Origin of the sequence: Kitasatospora sp. NPDC051914, assembly GCF_040680995.1 — a bacterium.
Lineage (GTDB): Bacteria > Actinomycetota > Actinomycetes > Streptomycetales > Streptomycetaceae > Kitasatospora.
This window is the reverse complement of sequence record NZ_JBFAXX010000025.1, coordinates 16,685-38,806: the sequence shown is the minus strand read 5'-3', so window position 1 is coordinate 38,806 and position 22,122 is coordinate 16,685. Positions and strand designations below refer to the sequence as shown.

At 73.3% G+C, this 22,122-nt stretch carries 21 protein-coding genes and 1 riboswitch; of the genes, 5 read left to right on the top strand and 16 right to left on the bottom strand.

Annotated elements, in window-relative coordinates:
• Positions 1–25 precede the first annotated feature (25 nt).
• Positions 26–601, bottom strand: a complete 576-nt coding sequence (locus AB0M03_RS18215) for an XRE family transcriptional regulator (protein WP_363492553.1) — start codon at positions 599–601, stop codon at positions 26–28.
• Positions 602–696: 95 nt separating this feature from the next.
• Here AB0M03_RS18215 and AB0M03_RS18210 point away from each other — a divergent pair, with 95 nt between their 5' ends.
• Positions 697–1,545: a DMT family transporter gene (locus AB0M03_RS18210; protein ID WP_363492625.1), complete on the top strand. Its 849-nt coding sequence runs from the start codon at positions 697–699 to the stop codon at positions 1,543–1,545.
• Between the two features lie 41 nt (positions 1,546–1,586).
• Here AB0M03_RS18210 and AB0M03_RS18205 read toward each other — a convergent pair whose 3' ends face one another.
• Positions 1,587–2,702 carry a HoxN/HupN/NixA family nickel/cobalt transporter gene (locus AB0M03_RS18205; RefSeq protein ID WP_363492552.1) on the bottom strand — a complete coding sequence of 372 codons (1,116 nt, stop codon included), beginning with the start codon at positions 2,700–2,702 and terminating at the stop codon, positions 1,587–1,589.
• Positions 2,703–2,733: 31 nt separating this feature from the next.
• Positions 2,734–2,943, bottom strand: a riboswitch (cobalamin riboswitch).
• Between the two features lie 82 nt (positions 2,944–3,025).
• Here AB0M03_RS18205 and AB0M03_RS18200 point away from each other — a divergent pair.
• Both AB0M03_RS18200 and AB0M03_RS18195 read left to right on the top strand, forming a co-directional pair.
• Positions 3,026–3,388: a metalloregulator ArsR/SmtB family transcription factor gene (locus tag AB0M03_RS18200; protein ID WP_363492550.1), complete on the top strand. Its 363-nt coding sequence runs from the start codon at positions 3,026–3,028 to the stop codon at positions 3,386–3,388.
• 191 nt (positions 3,389–3,579) lie between these two features.
• On the top strand, positions 3,580–4,626 hold the full coding sequence (locus tag AB0M03_RS18195; RefSeq protein ID WP_363492549.1) for a phosphatidylinositol-specific phospholipase C domain-containing protein: 1,047 nt from the start codon (positions 3,580–3,582) through the stop codon (positions 4,624–4,626).
• A gap of 57 nt (positions 4,627–4,683) precedes the next feature.
• Here the strand turns inward: AB0M03_RS18195 and AB0M03_RS18190 are convergent, their stop codons facing one another.
• The 8 genes from AB0M03_RS18190 to AB0M03_RS18155 all read right to left on the bottom strand — a co-directional run bounded on the left by AB0M03_RS18190 (position 4,684) and on the right by AB0M03_RS18155 (position 11,667).
• Positions 4,684–5,490, bottom strand: a complete 807-nt coding sequence (locus AB0M03_RS18190; protein ID WP_363492547.1) for a DNA-formamidopyrimidine glycosylase family protein — start codon at positions 5,488–5,490, stop codon at positions 4,684–4,686.
• 111 nt (positions 5,491–5,601) lie between these two features.
• Positions 5,602–6,486, bottom strand: coding sequence for an RNA-binding protein (locus AB0M03_RS18185; protein ID WP_363492546.1), 885 nt, complete (start codon positions 6,484–6,486; stop codon positions 5,602–5,604).
• Entirely contained in the window at positions 6,483–7,307 is an 825-nt protein-coding gene (locus AB0M03_RS18180; RefSeq protein ID WP_363492545.1) for an AAA family ATPase, read from the bottom strand. The genes AB0M03_RS18185 and AB0M03_RS18180 overlap by 4 nt, the downstream gene beginning before the upstream one ends.
• A gap of 103 nt (positions 7,308–7,410) precedes the next feature.
• Positions 7,411–7,854 carry a type II 3-dehydroquinate dehydratase gene (gene aroQ / locus AB0M03_RS18175; RefSeq protein ID WP_363492544.1) on the bottom strand — a complete coding sequence of 148 codons (444 nt, stop codon included), beginning with the start codon at positions 7,852–7,854 and terminating at the stop codon, positions 7,411–7,413.
• The gene (gene aroB, locus AB0M03_RS18170; RefSeq protein WP_363492543.1) at positions 7,851–8,939 is read right to left on the bottom strand and encodes a 3-dehydroquinate synthase; all 1,089 of its coding nucleotides are present in this window, start codon (positions 8,937–8,939) and stop codon (positions 7,851–7,853) included. The genes aroQ and aroB overlap by 4 nt, the downstream gene beginning before the upstream one ends.
• A complete protein-coding gene (locus tag AB0M03_RS18165; RefSeq protein ID WP_363492542.1) occupies positions 8,936–9,451 on the bottom strand; it encodes a shikimate kinase in 516 nt (171 codons plus the stop codon). The genes aroB and AB0M03_RS18165 overlap by 4 nt, the downstream gene beginning before the upstream one ends.
• A complete protein-coding gene (gene aroC / locus AB0M03_RS18160) occupies positions 9,448–10,632 on the bottom strand; it encodes a chorismate synthase (protein WP_363492541.1) in 1,185 nt (394 codons plus the stop codon). The genes AB0M03_RS18165 and aroC overlap by 4 nt, the downstream gene beginning before the upstream one ends.
• 207 nt (positions 10,633–10,839) lie before the next feature.
• Positions 10,840–11,667 (bottom strand): shikimate dehydrogenase, encoded by an 828-nt coding sequence (locus AB0M03_RS18155; RefSeq protein WP_363492540.1) that lies wholly within the window; start codon positions 11,665–11,667, stop codon positions 10,840–10,842.
• A gap of 139 nt (positions 11,668–11,806) precedes the next feature.
• On the opposite strand from AB0M03_RS18155, the gene AB0M03_RS18150 reads away from it, so the two are divergent.
• Positions 11,807–12,196, top strand: a complete 390-nt coding sequence (locus tag AB0M03_RS18150; RefSeq protein ID WP_363492539.1) for a peptidoglycan-binding domain-containing protein — start codon at positions 11,807–11,809, stop codon at positions 12,194–12,196.
• A gap of 45 nt (positions 12,197–12,241) precedes the next feature.
• Here the strand turns inward: AB0M03_RS18150 and mltG (AB0M03_RS18145) are convergent, their stop codons facing one another.
• The 6 genes from mltG (AB0M03_RS18145) to AB0M03_RS18120 form a co-directional block, all read right to left on the bottom strand.
• Positions 12,242–14,152 (bottom strand): endolytic transglycosylase MltG, encoded by a 1,911-nt coding sequence (mltG, locus tag AB0M03_RS18145; protein WP_363492538.1) that lies wholly within the window; start codon positions 14,150–14,152, stop codon positions 12,242–12,244.
• Between the two features lie 104 nt (positions 14,153–14,256).
• Positions 14,257–15,450: an endolytic transglycosylase MltG gene (gene mltG, locus AB0M03_RS18140; RefSeq protein WP_363492537.1), complete on the bottom strand. Its 1,194-nt coding sequence runs from the start codon at positions 15,448–15,450 to the stop codon at positions 14,257–14,259.
• A 119-nt stretch (positions 15,451–15,569) separates the two neighbouring features.
• A complete protein-coding gene (gene ruvX / locus AB0M03_RS18135; protein ID WP_363492536.1) occupies positions 15,570–16,055 on the bottom strand; it encodes a Holliday junction resolvase RuvX in 486 nt (161 codons plus the stop codon).
• A complete protein-coding gene (gene alaS, locus AB0M03_RS18130) occupies positions 16,055–18,724 on the bottom strand; it encodes an alanine--tRNA ligase (RefSeq protein ID WP_363492535.1) in 2,670 nt (889 codons plus the stop codon). Before alaS ends, ruvX begins: the two co-directional genes overlap by 1 nt.
• Complete coding sequence (locus AB0M03_RS18125) at positions 18,711–19,139, bottom strand: DUF6167 family protein (protein WP_344624195.1); 429 nt, start codon at positions 19,137–19,139, stop codon at positions 18,711–18,713. Before AB0M03_RS18125 ends, alaS begins: the two co-directional genes overlap by 14 nt.
• A gap of 5 nt (positions 19,140–19,144) precedes the next feature.
• Positions 19,145–19,624 carry a DUF948 domain-containing protein gene (locus tag AB0M03_RS18120; RefSeq protein ID WP_363492534.1) on the bottom strand — a complete coding sequence of 160 codons (480 nt, stop codon included), beginning with the start codon at positions 19,622–19,624 and terminating at the stop codon, positions 19,145–19,147.
• A 202-nt stretch (positions 19,625–19,826) separates the two neighbouring features.
• Between AB0M03_RS18120 and AB0M03_RS18115 the strand changes: the two genes are divergently transcribed.
• Positions 19,827–22,013, top strand: coding sequence for an AAA family ATPase (locus AB0M03_RS18115; protein ID WP_363492533.1), 2,187 nt, complete (start codon positions 19,827–19,829; stop codon positions 22,011–22,013).
• Positions 22,014–22,122: the final 109 nt, after the last annotated feature.

Here is a 22,122-nt window from a genome sequence, read left to right as displayed (position 1 = left end):
GCGCCGCCGCATGCGGGCGGGCCGGTCAGCGCGGGGGCGGCGGCACCGACACCACGAGGGTGAGCCGCACGGGCACCTCGCCGTCGTTGCGGTAGCCGTGCGCGGTGGCGGCCTCGTAGGAAGCGGTCGATCCGGCCGGGACGCGGTGGTCGCGGCCGTCCAGGGTGAGGGTGAGCTCGCCCTCGTCGACCCGGGCGATCTCCACGGTGCCGGCCGGGTGCGGGTCGGAGCCGTGCCCCTCCCCCGGCAGGATCAGCCACTCCCAGAGCTCCAGCGGGCCGGGTGCCTCGATGCCGTTGAGCAGCACGCCGCTGCCGCCGTTGGCACCGGCCCACAGCTGGACGGCCTCGGAGTCGGGCACGATCCGGACGGTGGAGGTCTCGTCGTAGTCGAGCAGCCGGGCGATCGAGACGCCGAGGGCGTCGGCGAGCCTGACGACCGTGCCGACGCTGGGGTTGGTCCGCCCCTGCTCGATCTGCACGATCATGCCGCGGCTCACCCCGGAGCGGGCGGCGAGGGCGTCGAGGGTGTGACCGCGGCCGGAGCGCAGCCGCTTCAGGTTGTGGGCCAGGGCCTGGGTGATGACATCGGGGTCGGGCATGCCAGTCCAATATATTGATTCGTCCGGATCACTTTGCTGATCTACTCTTCCGGGACACGACGAGTCCAACCGACCGTACTCCGGAGTCCACTGTGCTGTCCCAGCTCCTCGCTCTCTCCGCCAGCCTGCTGTGGGGCGTGGCCGACTACGGCGGCGGCGCGCTGACCCGGCGGATGCCGGCGCTGACCGTGGTGCTCGCCTCCCAGGCCACCGCGGCGGCACTGCTCGTGGCGGCCGTCCTGGCGACCGGCGGCCCCGGCCCGTTCACGGCCGGCCTGTGGTCCGCCGTCGCCGCCGGCGCGATCGGGCCGTTCGCCATGCTCGCCTTCTACCGGGCACTCGCCCTCGGGCCCATGGGCGTCGTCTCGCCGCTGGCCACCGTGGGCGTCGCGGTGCCGGTCGGCGTCGGCCTGGCGCTCGGCGAACGGCCGGGCCCCGTCCAGGCCGCCGGGATCGCCGTCGCCGTCCTCGGGGTGGCCCTGGCCGGCGGCCCGCAGCGCGGCGGCGGCGCGGTCGGCGCCAGGGTGCTGGTGCTGACGCTCGGCGCGGCCTTCGGCTTCGGCGCGGTGATGGCGCTGATCGCCCACGCCTCGGCCGGGGGCGGCCTGCTGCTCGCCCTGTGCGTGCAGCGGCTGTGCAACATCGCGGTGGGCGGCGCCCTGCTGCTGGCCCGGGGCCGCGGGCGCCGGCCGGCCGGGCCCGGGGCCGTCCTGCGGCACCTGCCCGTACTGACCGCCGTGGGCGTGGCCGACGTGGCCGCCAATGCGACCTTCGCCGTCGCCTCCGACAGCGGGCCCGTGGCGGTGGCCGCCGTGCTGGCCTCGCTCTACCCGGTGGTCACCGCGCTGATGGCCCGCGGGCTGCTCAAGGAGCGGCTGCAGCGGGTGCAGGTGGTCGGCGCCGGCCTCGCGGTGGCCGGCACACTGCTGCTGGCGGCGGGCTGACGCACCGTCCGCCCGCGTACCGGGCCTGCGGCCCGCGCCGCTCAGGCCCGCCGCTCCGGCGCCCACCGCTTCTCCACCCCGGCGATCCGCCAGTAGCCGATCGCCACCGCCCAGACCACCACGAACAGGCCGACGATGACGAAGCCCACGTTGTCCAGGCTCAGCCCGGCGACCCAGCCCGTCACCGGGTCGGCCAGGCCGAGCTTGTCGTGCAGTACCGCCACCAGCTCGATCGTGCCGATGACGAACGCCACCGCGATCGACAGCCCGGTGATGGCCAGGTTGTAGAAGACCTTCCGCACCGGGTTGGAGAACGCCCACTGGTAGGCGAAGTTCATGAACGTGCCGTCCAGCGTGTCGAACAGGCTCATGCCCGCGGCGAACAGCAGCGGCAGGCAGACGATCGCGTACCAGGGCAGGCCCGCCGCCGCGCCCGAGCCCGCCATCACCATCAGGGTCACCTCGGTGGCGGTGTCGAAGCCGAGGCCCAGCACCATGCCGACCGGGAACATCTGGCCGGGGCGGGAGATCGAACGGGTGGCCCGGCCGAGGACGCGGTTCATCAGGCCTCGGGAGTCCAGCTGCCGCTCCAGCTCCGCCTCGTCGTACGAGCCGGCGCGCATCGCCCGGAACACCCGGAGGATGCCGAGCAGCGCGACCAGGTTCAGCGCGGCGATCAGGTAGAGGAAGGCGCCGGAGGCGGTGGTGCCGATCGTGCCGAGCACCTGGTGCGCCGCCGACCCGTCGTCCATCAGCACCCCGGCCAGCTGCGCGCCGCCCGCCACCAGGGCGGCCATCAGCACCACCATCGAGGAGTGCCCGAGGGCGAACCAGAAGCCCACCGAGACCGGGCGCCGGCCGTCGGCCATCAGCTTGCGGGTGGTGTTGTCGATCACCGCGATGTGGTCGGCGTCGAAGGCGTGCCGCATGCCGAGGGTGTAGGCGGTGATGCCGAGGCCCGCGCCGAAGACCTGGGTGCCCACCTCGTACTTCTCCGGCACGACCAGCAGGAAGAGCGTGCCGAAGGCCGCGACGTGCATCGCGAGGATGACCGCCATCAGGCCGGCGGTGCGCAGGGTGTCCTCCCGCCGCCAGCGGAAGGCCGGCGGTCCGGAGGCGGTCGGCGGCGCGGCCGTACCGGTTGCGGGCAGGGTCATCTGCGGATCACGCTCCAGCACCTCGTGGAATGACGTCGTGAGATGCCGTGGCCGGTCTCCTGGCTCACGGGGAGGTTCCGACGGTGCCCGTACCCGGCCTTCCCAGGCGCGCTGCTGCGCCCAGTGACCCGCAAAGGGGTACGGATTGACTCCCCGTTCACAGTGGCGAGGGCCGCTCCGGACTCGGACCCGCGAGGGTCCTCCACCGGTCTTCCCGAACACCACGGCTGTTCCACCGTAGGGGTGACGGACCGACAGCTGCAAGCCTGCAGACCTGCGCAGGTGTCGGAGATCACGGTCGGACGGCCTGCGAGAATGCCGCCATGCACCTCGTCCCCGCCGACCGCGCCGGCCACCGCACCATCGACGGGCACCGGGTCTGCGAGGCCATCGCGGCGATCGGCGACACCGCCCGTGTCCGTGCCTGGGCCGACCGCTTCGCCCTGCTCGCCGACCCCGGACGGCTGTCGCTGCTGCTCGCCCTGCACACCACGGGGCCGCTCGCCGTGACCGACCTCGCCGTCGCGGCCGGCATGCGCGACCCGGCGGTCTCCCAGGCGCTGCGGCTGCTGCGCGCCGCGGGCGTGGTCGCGGGCGAGCGGGACGGCCGCGTGGTGCGGTACCGGCTCACCGACCCGGCGGTCGCGGAGGTGCTGGAGCACGGCGTGCTCGGCCGTCCGGAGTGAGGGTCACCCGGGTCGGGGCCGCCCGGCTGGGGCTCGCCGGAGTGAGATCGGCTGCGCCGCACGCAGTATGACGGGGGATCGGCTTCGGCCAAGTTTTCTTGTCATGTCACCTCGAAGCCGCTCCGGTGGCCCATGCTTCCGGAGGCGGCCCGTCCGGGCCGCCGTTCCCAGGCTCCTGACGAGGAGACACCGTGAAGCTTCGCCGTACGTTCGCCGTGGGACTGCTGGCCGCAGCCACCGCCCTGATCCCCGCGCACCAGTCCGGCGCCGCCGCCGGCGGCGGCCTGCCCTTCGGCTCGGCCACCACCGTCGGCCTCCACAACACCTACGACCCGGCCGCGTTCCCGTTCCTCGCGCAGAGCCTGGACACCGGCACCGGAATGATCGAACTGGACGTCTGGACGGACACCGTCACCAAGGAGTGGAAGGTCAGCCACTCCAACCCGCTCGGCAACGCCAACAACTGCACCGCCGCGAGCAGCCCCGCCCAGCTCTACAGCGGCGGCACCAACAAGAACCTCGAGCACTGCCTCGACGACATCCGGGTCTGGCTCGGCGCCCACCCCGGCAGCGGCCCGCTGGTGGTCAAGCTCGAACTCAAGGGCGGCTTCGCCGCCAACCGCGGCATGGGCCCGGTGCAGCTCGACAGCCTGATAGCCGCCCACCTGGGCAGCACCGCCTTCCGCCCCGCCGACCTGCTCGCCAAGCCCGGCGGCGGCCCGTACGCCACCCTCGACGAGGCCGCCCGGGCCGGCAACTGGCCGACCCGCGCCGCACTGGCCGGCCGGGTGCTGGTGGACGTCATCCCCGGCACCTTCGAGGAGGGCAACCCCTTCGACACCCTGCACACCGACGTCGAGTACGCCCGCCACCTGCGCGACCTGGCCGCGGCCGGAAAGGTCGGCCAGGCCCAGGTCTTCCCGGTGGTGCACGGCGCCACCTCGGGCGACCCGCGCGGCAAGTACGGCGAGACGAACATCCGGCCCTGGTTCGTGGTGTTCGACGGCGACGCCTCGGCGTACGTCGGCGGCATCGACACCGCCTGGTACGACAGCCGCCACTACCTGCTGGTGATGACCGACGCCCACAACGTCGCCCCCGCCATCAGCGGCACCGACCCGACCGCCGACCAGGCCCGGGCCCGGGTCTCCCAGCTCGCCGCCGCCCACGCCAGCATCGTCTCCAGCGACTGGCGGAAGCTGCCCGAGGTGCAGTCCACGGTGCTGCCGCGCGGCTGACGGACCGTCGGGCCCTGCCCTGCCGCAGCGGCGGGGCAGGGCCCGAGTGCCCGCCCGTCAGCGCTGCTGGCAGCCGGGGCACCAGAAGAGGTTGCGGGACACCAGGGACTCGGTGCGCACCGGCGTCTCGCAGACCAGGCAGGGCATGCCGGTACGGCGGTAGACGTACACCTCACCGCCGTGGTCGTCCACCCGCGGCGGGCGGCCCATCGCCTCCGGGGTGTGCTCGGGCCGCACGGTGTCGATCCGCCCTGCGCCGACGCCCTCGTGCATCAGGGCGACCAGGTCCGCCCAGATCGCGTCCCACTCGGCACGGGTCACGTCCTTGCCGGCCCGGTGCGGGCTGATGCCCAGCCGGAACAGCACCTCGGCGCGGTAGACGTTGCCGACTCCGGCCAGCACCTTCTGGTCCATCAGCAGGGCGGCCACCGTCGTCGAACTGCGGGCCATCCGGCGCCAGGCGGCCTCCGGGTCCGCATCGGGACGCAGCGGGTCGGGGCCGAGCCGGTTGTGGACGGCCTTCTTCTCGCCGGGGCCCAGGAGTTCGCAGGTGTTGGGGCCGCGGAGGTCGGCCCACCCCTCGTCGTTCGCCATCCGCAGCCGGACCTCGCCGACCGGCGCGGGCACCTCGCCGGTGCCGAAGGCGAAGCTGCCGTAGAGGCCCAGGTGGATGTGCAGCCAGTCGTCCCCGAAGGCGAGGAACAGGTGCTTGCCGTGGGCCTCGGTCTCGTCCAGGGTGCGGCCGTCGAGCAGGGCGGCGCCCTCGGCGAAGCGCCCCTGCGGGCTGCTCACGCGTACGGGCCGGTCGGCAAAGGCTCGGTGGTTCTCTCGGGCTAGGCGGTGGATGATGTGGCCCTCGGGCACGGGCGTCAGCTCCTCGTCTGGTCCGTTGCGGCCCCTCCATCATCCCAGCCCCCTGTGACACCCCGACCGCCCGCTCGGGTGGTCGGTCCAGGGGCACGTGGAACTGCGCCCCTACACGTCCGGTCGGCGGCGGGAGCGGACCACGCCGTCGGCGTCGGGCAGGACGGCAGCGAGCAGCGGGCGGGCGTCCTGGGGCAGGACGGCCGCGGTCCGGGCGGCCCGCAGCAGCGGGACGAGCTCGGGATGGTCCTCGCGGTACGCGCGCCGGCCGGCCAGGCTGCCGTCGGGCTGCTCCCACACGACCTGGGCCCCGTCCGTTCCGGCGAGGGCGGCGAGCGCCGCCTCCGGGGTGGTGAGCAGGTCGGGCCAGACGGCGAGTTCGGCGCGCGGGAACATCTCCGCCCGCAGGGCGTCGGCGGGGCCGGGGGTGATCCGGTGCCAGCGGGAGGCACCGGACAGCCAGGTCTGCTGCAGCAGGGCGGGGGCTGCGGACGGCAGGGCCCGCCAGAAGGCGTCGTCGGCAGGGCGGGCCGGTTCGGTCGGGGGTTCGGGCTCGTACGGCGAGGCGTCGATGCGCTCGGGGAAGAGGCCGAGTGCGGCGGCCAGGGCGACGGGCGCGTCCACCGGGCCTGCCGTCCCGACGTAGACGTACCGGTCGTGACCGACGTGGACGAAGAAGCCGTCGGCCTCCAGGAGGCACCAGAGGCCGCCGTCCTCGCGGATCATGCCGCGGACGAGTTCGAGTGCGGTGTCCAGCGGCAGGCGCAGCCCGTCGTAGTAGGACTCCGGATCGGCGACGAGGTAACCCTCGGGGTCGCGGATCTCCAGGTCGGCGACGCCGTGCGCCTCGGCGAAGGCGCGGACGGCGGCGAGCTGGGCGGCCTCGACCGGTCCGCAGTCGCTGCTGTCGGACACCTGTCCGTGGTAGTGGCCGCGTTCGTCGCGGTCCGCCGGGTCGTAGGGGGTGATCCGGTGGACGGTGAGCGGGGCGGTCACGGGCGGCCGGCCAGGCGGGACATGATGGCGCGGTCGAGGGCGGCGGCGGTGGCGGCGACGTCCAGCTGGGAGTTGTCGATGATGGGCAGGCCCGAGGTGCGCCAGCCGGCCATCCGGCCGTGGATGCGGGCGACCTCCTCGTCGCTCAGCCGGCGGTTGCCGCTGCGGCGGGCGTTGCGGGCGAGCACCGAGTCGAGGCCGGGGAGCAGGACGACCGGGATCATGCCGGGGCCGATGTGGCGCTTCCAGCCGCCGAGGCCGATGGCCGGCCGATCGGGGAAGACGGCGTCGTCGATGATGCAGGAGATGCCGTTGGCGAGGTAGTTGCGGCAGGCGAAGCCGCAGGTCCGCCGGGCGAGGCGGTACTGGGCCTCGGAGGCGTTGTTCCAGCCGGACTGCGGGTTGGCGAAGCCGGACTGCACCCACTCGCGGACGTCGTCCAGGCTGATGTGGGCGGTGGGCATCGGCTGCCGCTCGGCCCAGTGCCGGGCCACGGTGGTCTTGCCCGCGCCGGCCGGACCGATCAGCAGCACGGCTATCGGGCCGGTCGGGAGCTGGTGCTGCGGCGGGTGCGCGGGGAGCTGGACGGGTGCGCCGGCCGGGAGGACGAAGTGTCCGGTGGCGCCGGGCGGCACGCTCATCGCGGGCGCCGTGGGTGCGGGCGCGGCGGGCATCGGGGCCGAGGGCGCCGGTGCGGCGGGCTGCGGCTGCCGGGCGGGCTGCTGCGGGTACGGCGACTGCGTGCCGGGCCTGGCCGGGTACGGCGGCTGCACCCCTCCTGGCCTGGCCGGGTACGGTGGCGCGACGGGTCGCGGAGGCATCGGTCCTCCCCCTGCGTACTGCGACATCGTCACCTCCCGAGCGGGACACTACACGTCGGCCCGGTGGCGGGCACAGTCCGCCACCGGGCCGAATGATCACGTGTCAGCGGGAGGTGAGCTGCTCCGCGAGGGCGCGAAGGGCCAGCTCGTACGAGCCGAGGCCGAACCCGGCGATGGTGCCGGATGCGATCGCGGCGATCACCGAGTTGTGCCGGAAGGCCTCCCGGGCGTACGGGTTGGAGATGTGCACCTCGATGAGCGGCGCGGTGCGCTGGGCGGCGGCGTCGCGCATGGCGTACGAGTAGTGCGTGAAGGCTCCGGGGTTGATCACGACCGGGGTCTTCGCGTCGGCGGCCTGGTGCAGCCACTCGACCATCTGCAGCTCGGAGTTGGTCTCCCGGACCTCCACCTCCAGGCCGAGTTCGGCGCCGAGCGCGGTGCAGCGCTCGACCAGCCCGGCGTACGAGGTGGCGCCGTACACGTCGGGTTCGCGGCTGCCGAGCCGGCCGAGGTTGGGCCCGTTGAGGACGAGCACCCGTGTGGTCATCCGGACACCTCCGCGTAGGCGGCGACCAGCAGGGACGGGTCGGGACCCTCCAGGACGGAGGTCTTCGCGAGGCCGTCCAGGACGATGAAGCGCAGCAGGTCGCCGCGGGACTTCTTGTCGATCTTCATGGCGTCGAGCAGTCGGGGCCAGGCGTCCGCGCGGTACGTCAGCGGCAGCCCCACCGAGCCGAGCACCCGCCGGTGCCGGTCGGCGGTCTCGTCGTCCAGCCTACCCGCGAGGCGTCCGAGCTCCGCGGCGAAGACCATGCCGATGGAGATCGCCGCGCCGTGCCGCCACTTGTAGCGCTCGTTGCGCTCGATGGCGTGGCCGAGGGTGTGGCCGTAGTTGAGGATCTCGCGGCGGCCGGCCTCCTTGAGGTCGCCGGAGACGACGTCGGCCTTGACCTGGATGGCCCGGCGGATCAGCTCCGGGGTGTGCGGGCCCGCCGGGGTGGTGGCGGCCTCCGGGTCGGCCTCGACCAGGTCGAGGATGACCGGGTCGGCGATGAAGCCGGCCTTGATCACCTCGGCGAGGCCGGAGACGTAGTCGTGCTTGGAGAGCGTCTCCAGGGTCGCCAGGTCGGCGAGCACGCCGGCCGGCGGATGGAAGGCGCCGACCATGTTCTTGCCCTCGGCGATGTTGATGCCGGTCTTGCCGCCGACGGCCGCGTCCACCATGCCGAGCAGGGTGGTCGGCATGGAGATCCAGCGCACTCCGCGCAGCCAGGTGGCGGCGACGAAGCCGGCGAGGTCGGTGGTGGCGCCGCCGCCGAGGCCGACGATCACGTCGCTGCGGGTGAAGCCGGTCTGGCCGAGCACGGACCAGCAGTAGGCGGCGACCTCGGCGCTCTTGGCCTCCTCGGCGTTGGGCACCTGGAGGGCGATCGCCTCGTAGCCCTCGGCGGCGAGGTCCTCGCGGATCGCCTCGCCGGTGGCGGCCAGCGCCTCCGGGTGGATGACCGCGACCCGCTTGGCCTTGCCGCCGATCAGCGGGGCGAGTTCGCCGAGCAGCTGGTGTCCGACCAGCACGTCGTACGGGTCGTGTCCGGCGCTGCCGCCGACGTGGATGGTGACGGTGTCGGTCATGCCTGCTTCAGCTCCAGTGCTTCCATTACGGCGTCCGCGACCTGCTCGGGGGTGAGCCCCTGGGTGTCGACGACGGCCTTGGCCACCTCCAGGTAGAGGGGGCGGCGGGCCTCCATCAGCTCGCGCCAGCGGGCCCGCGGGTTGACGGCGAGCAGCGGGCGCGGCGCGTCCAGGCCGACCCGCTTGACGGCGTCGCCGAGGGCGACCTCCAGGTAGACCACCGGGAGGCCGGCCAGCAGGGCGCGGGTGGCGTCGGCCATCACCGCGCCGCCGCCGAGCGCGAGCACGCCGGGGTGGGTCCCGGCGGCCGTGCGGACGGCCCGCACCTCCAGTTCGCGGAAGTGCGGCTCGCCCTCGTCGATGAAGATCTCCGGGATCGGCTTGCCCGCCTGCTCCTCGATGTCGGCGTCGGTGTCCCGGAAGCCGACCCCGAGGCGCTCGGCGAGCAGCCGGCCGACCGTGGACTTGCCGGCCCCGGGCGGGCCGACCAGCACGACGACCGGCGTGCTCATCGGACGATCAGGTGGTCGAGGTAGGACTGCACGTTGCGGCGGGTCTCGGAGACGTTGTCGCCGCCGAACTTCTCCGCCACGGCGTCCGCGAGCACCAGCGCGACCATCGCCTCGGCGACGATGCCGGCGGCCGGCACGGCGCACACGTCGGAGCGCTGGTGGTGGGCCTTGGCCGGCTCGCCGGTGCGCACGTCCAGGGTCTGAAGGGCGCGCGGCACGGTCGCGATGGGCTTCATCGCGGCGCGCACCCGCAGCAGCTCGCCGGTGGACAGACCGCCCTCGGTGCCGCCGGAGCGGCCGGAGGAGCGCTTGACGCCCTCGGAGGTGGGGACGATCTCGTCGTGGGCCTGGGAGCCGGGCACCCGGGCCAGCTCGAAGCCGTCGCCGACCTCCACTCCCTTGATCGCCTGAATGCCCATCAGGGCGGCGGCCAGGCGGGCGTCCAGGCGGCGGTCCCAGTGCACGTGCGAACCGAGGCCGACCGGCACGCCGTACGCCAGCACCTCGACGACGCCGCCGAGGGTGTCGCCGTCCTTGTGGGCCTGGTCGATCTCGGCGACCATCCGCTCGGAGGCGTCGCCGTCCAGGCAGCGCACCGGGTCCTCGTCGAGGCGGGCCTCGTCGGCGGGCAGCGGGTAGACGCCGAGCGGGGCCTTGGCCGCGCCGAGCTCGATCACGTGCGAGACCAGCTCGATGCCGCAGGTCTCCTTGAGGTACGAGCGGGCGACGGTGCCGATCGCGACGCGGGCCGCGGTCTCGCGGGCGGAGGCGCGCTCCAGGATCGGACGGGCCTCGTCGATCGAGTACTTCTGCATGCCGGCGAGGTCGGCGTGGCCGGGGCGCGGGCGGGTCAGCGGCTCGTTGCGGGCGAGGCCGGCCAGGATCTCCGGGTCGACCGGGTCGGCCGACATGACCTGCTCCCACTTGGGCCACTCGGTGTTGCCCACCATGATCGCGACCGGGCTGCCCATGGTCAGGCCGTGCCGGACACCGCCGAGGAAGGTCACCTCGTCCTGCTCGAACTTCATCCGCGCCCCGCGGCCGTAGCCGAGCCGGCGGCGGGCCAGCGCGTCGGCCACCATCGCGGTGGTGACCGGCACACCGGCCGGCAGGCCCTCCAGCGTCGCGACCAGTGCGGGGCCGTGCGACTCCCCCGCCGTCAGCCAGCGCAACCTACCCAACGGAGCTCCTTCGTCAGCGGCCCGGCCCGCGCGATGCGGGCCGACCGGGGCCTTCGTCCGGCGGGCCCGCCCTCGGGCAGGAGGCGACGGGGCCCGCGCTCTGTCCTGATCCTTTCATGCCGCGGGGCGGGACCGGCACGTGGTCCGCGTGCCGGACACCTGTATGGACACTCACAGGTTTGGCGCGCCGGGCCCGGGGTAGCCTGCTCAGCCCTCCGCGAGCGCCGCCTCCCCGGCCGCGCGCATCGCCGCCAGCGGGCCCGGCACGCCGGTGAACGCCTCGAACTGCAGCACCGCCTGGTGCACCAGCAGGTCGAGGCCGCCGAGCACCGTCCCGCCGCGCTCGGCGCAGGCGGCCGCCAGCCGGGTCGGCCACGGGTGGTACAGCACGTCGAACAGCACCCCGGGCCCGCTCGGCAACACGTCGGCGAAGCCGTCGGTGGCACCGACCGGGGTGGTGGAGATCGTCAGCGGGGACTCCAGCGCCCGGGCGCCGTCCTCCCAGGCGGCGGTGCGAATCCGCAGGCCGAGGCGCTCGCCGAGGGCGAGCATCTCGGCGGCCCGCTGCTCGCTGCGGACGTGGACGGTCACCTCGCCGGTGCACACCTCGGCCAGCGCGGCCAGCGCCGAGGAGGCGGTCGCCCCGGCGCCCAGCACCGAGGCCGCCTCCACCTTCTCCACGCCCCGCTCGCGCAGCGCGTTGACCAGGCCGGGCACGTCGGTGTTGTCCCCGCTGCGCCGCCCGTCCGGGCCGAAGACCACGGTGTTGACGGCGTCCACGGCCAGCGCCGTCCGACCGACCTCGTCGAGCAGCGGGACGATCGCCCGCTTGAGCGGCATGGTGAGCGACAGGCCGGCCCACTCGGCGGGTTCGATCCTTTCGATGAATCCCGGCAGCCCCGCCTCGTCCACCTCGAACCGGTCGTACCGCCGCTCCGCCATGCCCAGCGCCGCGTAGCCGGCGCGGTGCAGCACCGGCGACAGCGAGTGCGCGATCGGAGAGCCGAGCACGGCGGCCCGCAGTTGTGTCGTCACGTCAGTCCCATCGTGGGCGTTGGATCAGGACAGGATCACGGCGGATTCGGCCACGCCCGGCAGGAGCAGTGGCCGAGCGGCGGATCGTGGGCACACCATTCGATTGCACACCCGTTCGATTAACCGCATCGGAGACCGGATGTCCCGCATCGTACGCATCGCCGCCGCCGGCGCGCTGACCCTGTCCGCCCTGTGGCTGGGCACCGCCCCGGCAGGCGCCGCCTCACTGCCCACCTGCACCGCCCGGCTGAGCCTGACGACCATGCCCACGACCGCTTCCGGGTCCGTGGACTGCCGCCTCGCCTACGGCCACACGGGCGACGGGGTCAAGGCCCTCCAGGAGAGCCTCTACTTCTGCAACGGCGAGAACGTCGCACGCGACGGGATCTTCGGCAACGCCACCAAGGCGGCCGTCCTGCGGGTCCAGCAGCGCGGCGGCATCAGCCAGGACGGCGTTTACGGGCCGCAGACCCGCGACCGCATGAGCTTCATGACCTACGGCAGCTCGACCCCGCGCTGCACCGTCTGACACAGCGGCTCCCGGCCGGCCGGGGCGGCCGGCCGGGAGGTGCGGCTACTTGCAGACGCCCAGCTGCTTGTCGAACGCCTGCCCGTGGGCGGCACAGTTCTCGGCGACGTTCTTCAGGTGATCCTCGTACGTGACGGCGAAGCGGGTCTCCTCCTCCGACATGGAGTACCAGTAGATCCAGTCGCCCGGCGTCGGGTTGAGCACCGCGTTGATCGCCAACGTGCCGGGGTTGCCGATCGGGGTCGGCGGCAGGCCCTTGACCACGTACGTGTTGTACGGGCTCTTGTTGGTCTGGAGTTCGGCGTTGGTGAAGTGGACGCGGCCCAGCTGGTACTGCAGCGTGGTGTCGAGCTGCAGCTTCCCCTGGGTGGCGTTGCTGTTCAGGCGGTTGTACAGGGCCCGGGCCATCTTGCCGAAGTCCTTGTCGTACTTGCCCTCCGCCTGGAGGATGCTCGCCTCGACGAGCACCTCGTAGCCGCTCTTGAGGCCGACCTTCTGCGCGCCCTGGTCGAGGTTCAGGTCCTGGTAGTGCTTCACCGCGTTGGCGACCATCTGCTTGAGCAGGTCCTCGGGCTTCATGCCCTGGGCGACCGAGTACTTGTCGGGGAACAGGAAGCCCTCGATGTTCCCCTTCGCGTAGTCGGGCAGGCCGAGGTTGTTCAGCTGCTCCTTCGCCACGTTGGCGGTGGTGCCCTTGGGCACGTTCAGCTTGCCGTCGATGCGCTGGTAGATGTCGACGGCCTTCAGGCCCTCCGGGAGGATCAGCGCGTTGCCGCCGGCCGAGTCGACCAGCAGCTTGACGGCCGCCGCACCGGACATCTCGCGGGCCATCGTGTAGAAGCCGGGCTGGATGCTGCCGGATTTCGGGTCCTTGTTGAAGGCCGACACGAAGGCGTCGACGCTCTTCACCACGCCGGACTTGAAGAGCAGCGAGCCGATGGCAGTACCGCTGGAGCCGGCCGCGATCTCGATGTGCACCGAGCCCGTGCCGGAACCCGCGTAGTCCGGCGGCGGGCCGAAGTGGTCCTGGTAGAAGCCGTAGCCCCACCAGCCGGCGCCGCCCATGCCGCCGAGCAGGACCAGGGCGACCACCAGGCAGGCGCCGCGGTTGCGGCGGCCGGCCTTCTTGCCCTTCTCCTTGCGCTTGCGCTCGGCCTCGCGGGAGCCGTCCTCCTCGCCGTCGAAGAACGAGCTGCCCTCGGTGGGGTCGTCGTCCTCGGCGTACTCGTCGAAGTCGTCCTCCCACTCCTCGGCCTCCGCCTCGGCGGGGTCGTCGAGGGCGGCGGCCTCGGCCTCCCAGTCGATGCCGTCCGGGCCGGGGCCCGAGGGGCGCGGCTGGGCGCGGCGCGGCGGCGGCACCGGGGCACCGGGCTGCGGCGGACGTCCCGGCTGCTGGCCCGGCTGCTGCGGGAAGCCCTGCTGAACGCCCTGGCCGGCTGCCATGCCCTGGCCCGCCTGCATCATGCCCGGGCCGGCCTGCATCTGCCCCTGCTGGGGCGGCATCGGCCGGCGGCCGTAGCCCTGCTGCTGCGGGTTGCCCTGCTGCTGTATGCCCTGCTGCACGCCCTGGGACTGCATGCCCTGCTGCATCCCCTGCTGCCGGAGATCCTGCGGGATCTGCCAGCCGCCGGAGTTCTGCTGCTGGAACTGCTGCTGCTGGAACTGCTGCTGGGCGTACCCCTGCTGCTGGTAGCCCTGCTGCTGCGGCATCTGGGGCTGCTGCTGCACCTGCTGCTGCGGGTAGCCGTGCTGGCCGTACGAGGGCTGCTGCTGCCAGCCCTGCTGCTGGGGGTAACCCTGCTGGCCGTACTGCTGCTGGCCGTACGCGTCGGGTTGCACCTGCCACGAGCCGGTCTGGTCGACGGGCTGCGGCTGCTGCGGGATGCCGTACCCGGGATCGCCCGGGTGCCACGGCTGGTCTCCCTGGGGGCGGTAGCCCCCGCCCTGGTCAGTCATCGAACCCCTTATGCGTACCGCCGAGTCGAACCGGCGTGCTACGGCATCATCCGGAGGGAGACGTTACCGTACCGCAGCATTCGCGATTCGCCGCATGCGCACCCTCAGTGACCACCCTCCGCGGGCGGGGAACTCTGTTGCTTCTGATGGGCGTTGAACTCTGCGACATTCTTCTGCTGCTGTTCGAAGCTGTCGGTGAACCTGGTGTCGCCGGGACGCACGGTGACGAAGTAGAGCCAGTCGCCCTCGGCCGGGTCGGCGGCTGCGCGCAGGGCCTCCCGGCCCGGATTGGAGATGGGGGTCGGCGGCAGGCCGGTGTGCAGGTAGGTGTTGAACGGCGAGTCCAGCTGGGTGTCCGTGGTCGTGGTGGTCAGCGTGGAGCGGCCGAGCGCGTAGTTGATCGACGAGTCCAGCTGCAGCGGCATGTTCTTGGCCAGCCGGTTGTAGATCACCCTCGCGACCTTGGCCATGTCCTCGGCGTTGTCGGCCTCGCCCTGCACGAGGCTGGCCACGGTGAGGACTCCGTAGGGGCTCTGTGCGAATGCGGTGGCCGCCGCGTCGACCCCGCCGGATTCCAGGGCCTTGCCACCCTCCGTGACCATCTGCTGGAGCAGGCCGAGCGGCGTGGTCTCGCCGGTCACCGGGTAGGTCGACGGGAAGAGGTACCCCTCCGGGTTGCCCCGGGCGGACTCCGGCAGGCCCAGGTCGCCGCCGTGCTCCTTGGCGACGCCCTTGGTGGTGCCGGGTGCCAGGTGGAGCCGCTCGTCGATCGCGGTGTACACCTGCTCGGCGCGGCGCCCCTCGGGAATGGTCAGCGCATTGGCGTTGGCCGGGTCGAGCAGCACGCCGAGCGCGGAGGCCACCGACATCTTCAGCTTCAGCGTGTAGGTGCCCGGCTGGATGCGGTTGCCGGCCGGGTGCTGGGCCGCGGCGTCGGTGAACGCCTTGGTGCTGGCCACCACCCCGTTCTTGACCAGCGCCTTGCCGATCGCGGTCAGCGTCGCGCCCTGCGGCACCGACACCTCGACCGTCCCGTTGCCGCCGCCCGCGTAGTCGGGCGCCTCCGGCTCGGGCTCGGGCCACACCAGGTAGACCGCCAGCGCCAGCACACAGGCCACCCCGAACAGCGCCAGCACGCTCAGGCAGCAGGCCGCCCCGGTCCGGACCTTCTCCGGGTCCGGTGGCTCCACCGCGTACGGCTGCCCGGGCGGCCGGCCCTCGGGCTCCTCCGCGGGGGCGCCGAGGTGGCCGGGGGTGACGCCGGGGCCCATGCCTGGTGCGGTGTACGGGTCGGTCACGAACGGCCCCTCCGTCGGCAGCCGGCAGTGCCGGCCTGCTCCAACAACGGCGACAACGGCGAAGGGGCCCGTGCGGACACCTCCGCACGGACCCCTTGTGGGACGTTAGTACTAACTGCTCAGACGGCCGGCTCGACACTCTCGCCGGGCGCCCGGCCGCTCACCCGTTCGGCTTCGAGCGCCGCCTGCAGGATCACCACGGCCGCCGCCTGGTCGATCACCGACCGGCCCTTCTTCGAGGACCGGCCCGAGGCCCGCAGGCCCTGGGCCGCGGTGACGGTGGTCATCCGCTCGTCCACCAGCCGGACGCCGACCGGCGCCAGCAGCGCCGCCAGCCGCCCGGCGTACGCCCGGACCTTGGCCGCGGCCGGCCCCTCCTTGCCGCTCAGCGAGCGGGGCAGGCCGACCACGACCTCGATCGCGTCGTACTCCTCGACGATCTCCTTGAGGCGCGCCTGGGAACGGCCCCCGGCGGGCACGGTCTCCACCGGCGTGGCGATCAGCCCGTCGGGGTCGCAGGACGCGACCCCGATCCGGGCGTCGCCGACGTCGACGGCGATCCGCCGGCCCCGCCGGAAGACCTTCTCGGGCAGCTGCTCGGTCATCAGGAGGCGCGCTCCGCGACCAGGGCGCGGACGGCGGCGATCGCCTCGTCCACCGCGGCCGGGTTGGAGCCGCCGCCCTGGGCGACGTCGTCCTTGCCGCCACCGCCGCCGCCGAGCGTCTTCGCCGCGGTGCGGACCAGCTCGCCGGCCTTCACGCCGCGGGCGCGGGCGTCCTCGTTGGTGGCGATCACGGTCAGCGGGCGGTCGTTCGCCACGGTGAAGGCCGCGACCACGGCCGGGCGGGAGCCCAGGCGGCCGCGGACGTCCAGCACCAGCTTGCGCAGCTCGTCCGCACCGGTGCCGTCGGTGACCCGGGCCGCGACCAGGGCCACGCCCCGGACGTCCTCGGCCGCGTCGGCCAGACCGGCCGCCGCCGCGAGGACCTTCTCGGCGCGGAAGCGCTCGATCTCCTTCTCGGCGTCCTTGAGCTTGGTGAGCATGCCGGCGATCTTCTCCGGCAGCTCCTCCGGACGGCCCTTGACCAGCTCGGTGAGCTGGGAGACCACGGTGTGCTCGCGCGCCAGGAACTTGTACGCGTCGACGCCGACCAGCGCCTCCACGCGGCGCACGCCGGAGCCGATCGAGGACTCGCCGAGCAGCTTCACCAGGCCCAGCTGGGCGGTGTTGCCGACGTGCGTGCCACCGCACAGCTCCTTGGAGAAGTCGCCGATGGTCACCACGCGCACCGAGTCGCCGTACTTCTCGCCGAACATCGCGATGGCGCCGGCCTTGCGGGCCTCGTCCATCGTCATGACCTCGGCGGTGACGTCGAGTTCGCGGACCAGCACCTCGTTGATCTTCTGCTCGACGTCGGTCAGCACCGAGCCGGGGACGGCGGCCGGCGAGCCGAAGTCGAAGCGGAAGCGGCCCGGCGCGTTCTCCGAACCGGCCTGGGCGGCCGTCGGGCCGAGCGCGTCGCGCAGCGCCTGGTGGGTGAGGTGGGTGGCCGAGTGGGCGCGCGAGACCGCGCGGCGGCGGTCCACGTCGATGGTGGCGTACGCGGAGGCACCGAGCACGACCTCGCCGAAGAGCACGCCGCCGGAGTGCACGGTCACGCCGGGCACCGGCTGCTGCACGTCGCGGACCTCGACGACCGCGCCGGAGTCCAGGCGGATCCGGCCGTGGTCGGCGAGCTGGCCGCCGCCCTCGGCGTAGAACGGGGTGCGGTCGAGGACGATCTCGACCTCGTCGCCCTCGGTCGCGGCCGGCGCCGGGACGCCGTTCACCAGCAGGCCGACCACGGTGGCCTCGCCCTCGGTGGCGGTGTAGCCGGTGAAGACGCTCGCGCCGGACTTGTCCGCCACCTCGCGGTAGGCGGCCACGTCGGCGTGGCCCATCTTCTTCGCCTTGGCGTCGGCCTTGGCGCGGTCCCGCTGCTCCTGCATCAGGCGGCGGAAGCCGGACTCGTCCACTTGGAGGCCCTGTTCCTCGGCCATCTCCAGGGTGAGGTCGATCGGGAAGCCGTAGGTGTCGTGCAGCTTGAACGCCTGGTCGCCGGAGAGCACCGCGCCGCCGGACTGCTTGGTCTCGGTGACCGCGGCGTCCAGCAGGTTGGTACCGGCCTTCAGGGTCTGCAGGAAGGCCGTCTCCTCGGCGGTGACGACCGTCTCGATGCGCTTGCGGTCGGTCTCCAGCACCGGGTACTGCGGGGCCATCGCCTTGATGGTGATGTCGGTGAGCTCCTTGGCCACCGGCTCGGTGGCGCCCAGCAGGCGCATGTTGCGGATGGCGCGGCGCAGGATGCGGCGCAGCACGTAGCCGCGGCCCTCGTTGCCGGGGGTGACGCCGTCGCCGATCAGCATGATGGCGGTGCGGAAGTGGTCGGTGACCACGCGCAGCGAGACGTCAGACTTGTGGTCGGCGCCGTAGCTGTGGCCGGTGAGCTCGGCGGCGCGGTCGAGGATCATCCGGCTGGTGTCGATCTCGAAGAGGTTGTCGACGCCCTGCAGGATGGCGGCGAGGCGCTCGAGGCCGAGGCCGGTGTCGATGTTCTTGCTCGGCAGGTCGCCGAGGATCTCGAAGCCGTCCTTGCCGTCGCCGTGGCCGCGCTCGTACTGCATGAAGACCAGGTTCCAGATCTCCAGGTAGCGCTCGCCGTTGACGGCCGGGCCGCCCTCCTCGCCGTACGCGGGGCCGCGGTCGTAGTTGATCTCCGAGCACGGGCCGCACGGGCCGGGGACGCCCATCGACCAGAAGTTGTCCTTCATGCCGAGGCGCTGGATGCGCTCGGACGGGACGCCGATGACGTCGCGCCAGATCTGCTCGGCCTCGTCGTCGTCCTTGTAGACGGTGATCCAGAGCTTCTCCTTCTCCAGGCCGTAGCCGCCGTCCGCGACGGGAGTGGTGAGCAGCTCCCACGCGAACTTGATGGCCCCTTCCTTGAAGTAGTCGCCGAAGGAGAAGTTGCCGCACATCTGGAAGAACGAGCCGTGCCGGGTGGTCTTGCCGACCTCCTCGATGTCCAGCGTGCGGACGCACTTCTGGACGGAGGTGGCGCGGGAGTACTGCGGCTTGACCTCGCCGAGGAAGTACGGCTTGAACGGCACCATGCCGGCGTTGACCAGCAGCAGGGTGGGGTCGTCGGCGACGAGCGACGCCGACGGTACGACGGTGTGGCCGCGCTCCTCGAAGAAGCGCAGCCAGCGGCGGCGGATCTCAGCCGACTCCATCAGTGGTCCTTCCGGTTGGGTTGCTGCCCGGCAGCGCTCGGCGCTGGCGGGGCTCGGCAATGCTCTTGGTGGTGGTGCTGCGCTTCGGGGGCAGGGCGGCGGCCGGGGAGCCCGGGGCCGCCGAGATAGCTCGGTGGCCGGGCTCGGGGCGCAGCGCGCGGCGGCGGCGCGGCGGCTCGACCACGGCGGTGCCGTCGAGGCCGAGGTCGGCGCGGAGCTCCTGCTCGCGCTCGGCCATGCCGGCCTGGACGTCCTGGGCGAAGCGCTTGGCGGCGTCGCCGAGCCGGAGGGCGCCGCGGGCGGCGGTGCCGGAGATGCTGTCGGGGGTGAGCCGGTGCACGGCCTCGTTGGCCTTGCCCATGGCCCAGACGGCGGCGCCGGCGCCGACCGCCATCCAGAAGATGCGTCGAACCACCGTGGTCAGCCCCTCACCGCTCGGCGGACGCGGGCGAGCAGCCCGCCGCTGCGCGGCGCGGTCGCCGCGCGGACCTCGGCCCGGATCAGCCGGGCGAGCGCGTCGCGGTCGGCGGCCTGCTCGGGGAGGGCGGCCGTGCCCTGCTGGCGGGCGACGGCCTTGCGGACGCCGTAGCTGAACGCGGCGACCTTGACCAGCGGGCCGCCGATGGTGGCGGCGACGGTGGAGGAGAGGGCGTTGGCGTTGGCGGCGGCGTCCTGCACGTTGGCGGTGATCTCGTCGACCCGCTCCAGCTGCTCGTTGGCGCTGCGGACGGCCGCGCCCGCGTCGACCAGCAGCGGCACGGCCTGCTCGGTGACGGCGGAGACCAGGACGGTGGCCTCCTTCAGCACCTTGGAGAGCCGGACGAGCACCACGGCGAGCAGCGTGACCAGGACCGCCCAGAACACGGCCACCAACAGGCCGGCCAGTTCTCCCACGGACACCTTGTGCGCTCCCTCGCCTTGCAGCTTCCTCCGAAGGGAACCCTATCGTGACCACGGGCGGTTTCCCGACCGGATAAGCGCCGCCCCGCCGTGCCCGGGCGCGGGGCGGGGCGTGACCCGTCGGCAGGTCACCTCGTTGATCGGAACGGGCCGGCCCGCTGGCCGGCCCGCACACCATCCCATCGACGACATGGGGGCTCGGTTGTCCAGCGAACCCGCGGCGGACGGGCAGCGGCGGACGGCCCGCGGACGGCTGCCCGCCGATCTCACCAGCTTCGTCGGGCGCCGCGCCGAACTCGCCGCGCTGGCGCGGCTGCTCGGCTCCTCGCGACTGGTCACGGTGACCGGCCCGGGCGGTGTCGGCAAGACCCGGCTGGCCCTGCGGGCGGCCGCGGCGGCGGCCGGCCGGTCCTTCCCGGACGGCGTCCGGCTCGCCGAGATCGGCCCGGTGCAGGACGGGCTGCTGCTCGGCCACGCGGTGCTGGAGGCGCTGGAGCTCACCGACTCCACCGCGCGCCCGCCGCTCGACGTGCTGGTCGAGCAGCTGTCGGACCGGCGGATGCTGCTGGTGATGGACGGCTGCGAGCACCTGGTGGACGCCTGCGCCGAGCTGGTCGACGTACTGCTGCGCGGCGCGCCGGGCCTGCGGGTGCTGGCCACCAGCCGGCAGTCGCTGCGGGTGGACGGCGAGCACCTGCTGCCGCTGGCGCCGCTGCCGGTGGACTGCCCGGACGGGCGGCGTCCGGACGCGGTGCGGCTGTTCGCCGACCGGGCGGCCGCGGTGGTGCCCGGCTTCGAGCTGACCGCGGAGAACCGGGAGGACGTCGCCGTGCTGTGCCGTCGGCTGGACGGCATCCCGCTGGCGGTGGAGCTGGCCGCCGGCCGCCTGCGGGCGCTGTCGGTGGAGCAGATCGCGATCCGGCTGGACGACCGGTTCCGGCTGCTGACCGGCGGGGCCCGGACGGCTCCGCCGCGGCACCAGACGCTGCGCACCACGATCGGGTGGAGCCACGAACTCTGCTCTCCGCAGGAACGTTTGCTCTGGGCACGGCTGTCGGTGTTCTCCGGCGGCTTCGACCTGGAGGCCGCCGAGTACGTCTGCGCCGGCGAGGGGCTGGACCCCGAATCGATGACGGACCTGCTCGCCGACCTGGTGGACAAGTCCGTGGTGCTGCGGCTGGACGCGGGCGACACCGTGCGCTTCCGGATGCTCGACACCCTGCGCGAGTACGGCGCGCACTGGCTGGCCTCCGCGGGCGAGGAGCAGCGGCTGCTGCGCCGCCACCGCGACTGGTACCTGGGGGTGGCGACCTGGGGCGAGGTGGAGTGGTTCGGGCCGCGGCAGGCGGAGACCGCCGAGCGGACGCGGCTGGCGCACTCCAATCTGCGGGCGGCGCTGGAGTTCTGCCTGGCGGAGCCGGGCGAGGAGCAGCAGGCGCTGGTGCTGGCCGGCACGCTGTGGTTCTACTGGGTGGGCTCCGGGCACATCGGTGAGGGCCGGCACTGGCTGGACCGGGCACTGGCGCTGGCACCGGAGCCGACCGGGGCGCGGGCGAAGGCGCTCTGGGTGACCGGCTACATGGCCACCCTGCAGGGCGATCTGACCGGTGCCGCGCCGGCGCTGGAGGAGTGCCGCCGGCAGGCGCTGGAGACCGGGGACGACCGGGCGCTGGCCTACGCGGTGCACCGGCAGGGCTGTGCGGCGCTGATCGCGGACGACCCGGTGCGGGCGGGCGAGCTGTTCGAGGAGGCGCTGTGGCACTACAACGCGCTCGGCGAGATGAACAGCAACGTCCTGATGGCGATGTTCGAGCTGGGTCTGGCGCACCTGTTCCAGGGCGACGCGGAGACCGGCGCGGCGTGGATCGAGCGGGTGCGGGAGATCTGCGAGGAGCACGGCGAGCAGTGGGCGTACGCGTACGGGCTGTACGCCTACGCGCACGCCCGCTGGACGACGGGCGAGCTGCGGCAGGCCCGGACGTACGCGCGCGAGTGCGTGCGGCTCAACCACCGGTTCCGCGACCTGCTGGGGATCGTGCTGGGCATGGAGCTGCTGGCAGTGCTGGAGACGGAGGGTCCGGAGGCGGACCTGGTGGAGGCGCGGGTGCTGCAGGGGGCGGCGCACCGGATCTGGCAGGGCGTGGGCACGCCGTTCTTCGGTTCGCGCAGTTTCAACGGTCCGCACCGGGAGGGTGCGGAGCGGGCCAGGTCGGGGCTGACCGAGGACGAGTTCGAGGAGGCGTTCGCGCGCGGTGCGGCGCTGGACCTGGACTCCGCGGTGCGGCGGGCCCTGGGCGGCGGCGAGTTCCCGCCGAGCCGGCCCTTCGACACGGACGGCCGCCCGCCGGACCCGTGCCCGGTCGAACCGTCACCGGTACCGGCCCTCTAGGAGTTGTCGCCCGGAGGGCACTCGGGCCCCTTTCTGTGGCACCCGTGACCTCCGAAGGCACGCATCGCGGCTTCCCCGCACGGAAAGGGGTGAGCCCCCGCAGCCGGTG

Excerpts from the sequence above, each read along its gene's own strand:
- mltG (WP_363492538.1), bottom strand. The coding sequence starts at position 14,152 with ATGACTGACCAGGGCGGGGGCTACCGCCCCCAGGGAGACCAGCCGTGG.
- AB0M03_RS18215 (WP_363492553.1), bottom strand. The coding sequence starts at position 601 with ATGCCCGACCCCGATGTCATCACCCAGGCCCTGGCCCACAACCTGAAG.
- AB0M03_RS18165 (WP_363492542.1), bottom strand. The coding sequence starts at position 9,451 with ATGAGCACGCCGGTCGTCGTGCTGGTCGGCCCGCCCGGGGCCGGCAAG.
- aroQ (WP_363492544.1), bottom strand. The coding sequence starts at position 7,854 with ATGACCACACGGGTGCTCGTCCTCAACGGGCCCAACCTCGGCCGGCTC.
- AB0M03_RS18200 (WP_363492550.1), top strand. The coding sequence starts at position 3,026 with ATGCACCTCGTCCCCGCCGACCGCGCCGGCCACCGCACCATCGACGGG.
- aroB (WP_363492543.1), bottom strand. The coding sequence starts at position 8,939 with ATGACCGACACCGTCACCATCCACGTCGGCGGCAGCGCCGGACACGAC.
- alaS (WP_363492535.1), bottom strand. The coding sequence starts at position 18,724 with ATGGAGTCGGCTGAGATCCGCCGCCGCTGGCTGCGCTTCTTCGAGGAG.
- AB0M03_RS18180 (WP_363492545.1), bottom strand. The coding sequence starts at position 7,307 with ATGCCTCCGCGACCCGTCGCGCCACCGTACCCGGCCAGGCCAGGAGGG.
- AB0M03_RS18150 (WP_363492539.1), top strand. The coding sequence starts at position 11,807 with ATGTCCCGCATCGTACGCATCGCCGCCGCCGGCGCGCTGACCCTGTCC.
- AB0M03_RS18205 (WP_363492552.1), bottom strand. The coding sequence starts at position 2,702 with ATGACCCTGCCCGCAACCGGTACGGCCGCGCCGCCGACCGCCTCCGGA.
- ruvX (WP_363492536.1), bottom strand. The coding sequence starts at position 16,055 with ATGACCGAGCAGCTGCCCGAGAAGGTCTTCCGGCGGGGCCGGCGGATC.